This window comes from Methylobacterium variabile (genome assembly GCF_001043975.1).
GTDB lineage: Bacteria > Pseudomonadota > Alphaproteobacteria > Rhizobiales > Beijerinckiaceae > Methylobacterium > Methylobacterium variabile.
Genome location: NZ_LABY01000237.1, coordinates 1 through 1,598, shown reverse-complemented (window position 1 = coordinate 1,598; position 1,598 = coordinate 1). Strand labels below are relative to the sequence as shown.

General features: G+C 66.7%; 1 protein-coding gene, 1 tRNA gene and 1 pseudogene. All 3 read left to right on the top strand.

Annotated features, from left to right (window positions below):
• Positions 1–10 precede the first annotated feature (10 nt).
• The gene (locus VQ02_RS38425; RefSeq protein ID WP_048447617.1) at positions 11–325 is read left to right on the top strand and encodes a hypothetical protein; all 315 of its coding nucleotides are present in this window, start codon (positions 11–13) and stop codon (positions 323–325) included.
• 84 nt (positions 326–409) lie between these two features.
• A tRNA-Ser gene (locus VQ02_RS28465) sits at positions 410–499 on the top strand.
• Positions 500–1,202: 703 nt separating this feature from the next.
• A pseudogene (locus tag VQ02_RS28460) lies at positions 1,203–1,598 on the top strand (transposase); the annotation flags it as partial.

The following is a 1,598-nucleotide window of genomic DNA, read 5'->3' as shown; positions in this document are numbered from 1 at the left end:
CCCTCCCTCCCTGGACGACTGCCCGGTTCCGCTCGACGTGCTCGGCACGCTCTACCGGGGCGACGCCGAGGTGGTGGAGGCCGTCCTCGCCGACATCCCGTCCGGGAGCCGCGCCCGCCTCGCCGCGTACCTCTACGGCAAGAGCCACCTCCACGCCCTGGGCCTGCGGGTCGCCTCGGCCTGCACCGAGGCCGACCTGGTGCGCGTCGCCGGAACCGCCGGAGCGGTGCTGTTCGCCCAGTCCCGGGCGGCGCCGCGCGCGCCCGAAGCCCGCATGCCCGGCCAGCGTCGCATCAGCCTCGCAGGCAGCCGCTCCGTCGCCTGACGGTGATGTTTCTCGCCGGTCCCCGCTTGTGGAGCGGCGCGAAGCCGTGCTAATGCCCCGCCTGCGCTGGCAACGGCGCGCTGCGGAGAGGTGGCAGAGCGGTTGAATGCACCGCACTCGAAATGCGGCATGGGCGCAAGTCCATCGGGGGTTCGAATCCCTCCCTCTCCGCCAAACTTGCTGTAACGCACACCATAGTTTGTCCTTTTTGGGTGCGTTCTTGTCCACGATCTCAGCATAGTTTGGCCATCGGGCACAAGGGCCGTTGAAGAATATGGGCTTTTTCCGACGTGTCATTGCGGCTCGCATCGCGGGCGCTGGCAGCGGACACCCACAACCCCGAACTGACCGCATCTGCCCTGGCACCTCGAGCTGCGTCACGATCGACGCGCCCTTGCCGCTGGGATGCGACACGGCCGAGCGATGCACTCGCTGTCCGGAATGATTGGCCGACGCTGGGCGTGTTGCAGAAGAGTCGCACTTCCATTGCAGCCACGCTTGTTCGGCTACGGCGAACTTCCGATGCTGGAGGGCCCTGCACTGGGCGCGCTCAAGAAGGCCTCTGGCTGGTGACGGTGTAGCGTGCCCCTGGCGACATTCGAGCTTAGGACCGGGCCGAGGGCCAGCTTCTGGCTGCACCTCTCGACGGTGGCCGCCGCATCTCGCGTCCGGGCAACGCGCAGGAGAAGGCCAACCAAGCTTCTTCGTCGCTGGTCAGCCGGCCTACCAGGGGTTTTCTGAGACGAGAGGACTGGCCTGCTGCCGGTTTGGTGGACACCGTCCTAAGCTAACTGGGCTCGGTTTTCGAACTCGACTGATCCTCCCTCGGTTTCGCGGACACCTCTGCTATGCTCGTTACGGGCGGGGAAGGTGTTTGATGGCAAAGACACGACGCGAATTCACCCCCGAGTTCAAACGCGAGGCGGTCGCCCTGCTCGAGAGCAGCGGCCGGTCGCAGATGCAGGTCGCCGCGGAACTCGGGATCCAGCCCTCCATGCTGCGCCAGTGGCGAACCGTGCTGATGGACGGCTCCCCGCCAAAGCGACCCGCAGGCTTGCCGGGCCTCGCTCCTACGAGCCCGGTTGCCTCGCCGTCCGATCAGGCAGCTGAGATCGCCCGCCTGCGCCGCGAACTCGACCGGACGCGCATGGAGCGCGACGTGCTAAAAAAAGCGATCGGCATCTTCGCGGAGATGCCCAAGTGACGTTCGCCTTCATCGAGCAGCATGCGACCACCTCGCCGGTGCGTCTCATGTGCCGCGTGCTCGGAGTGT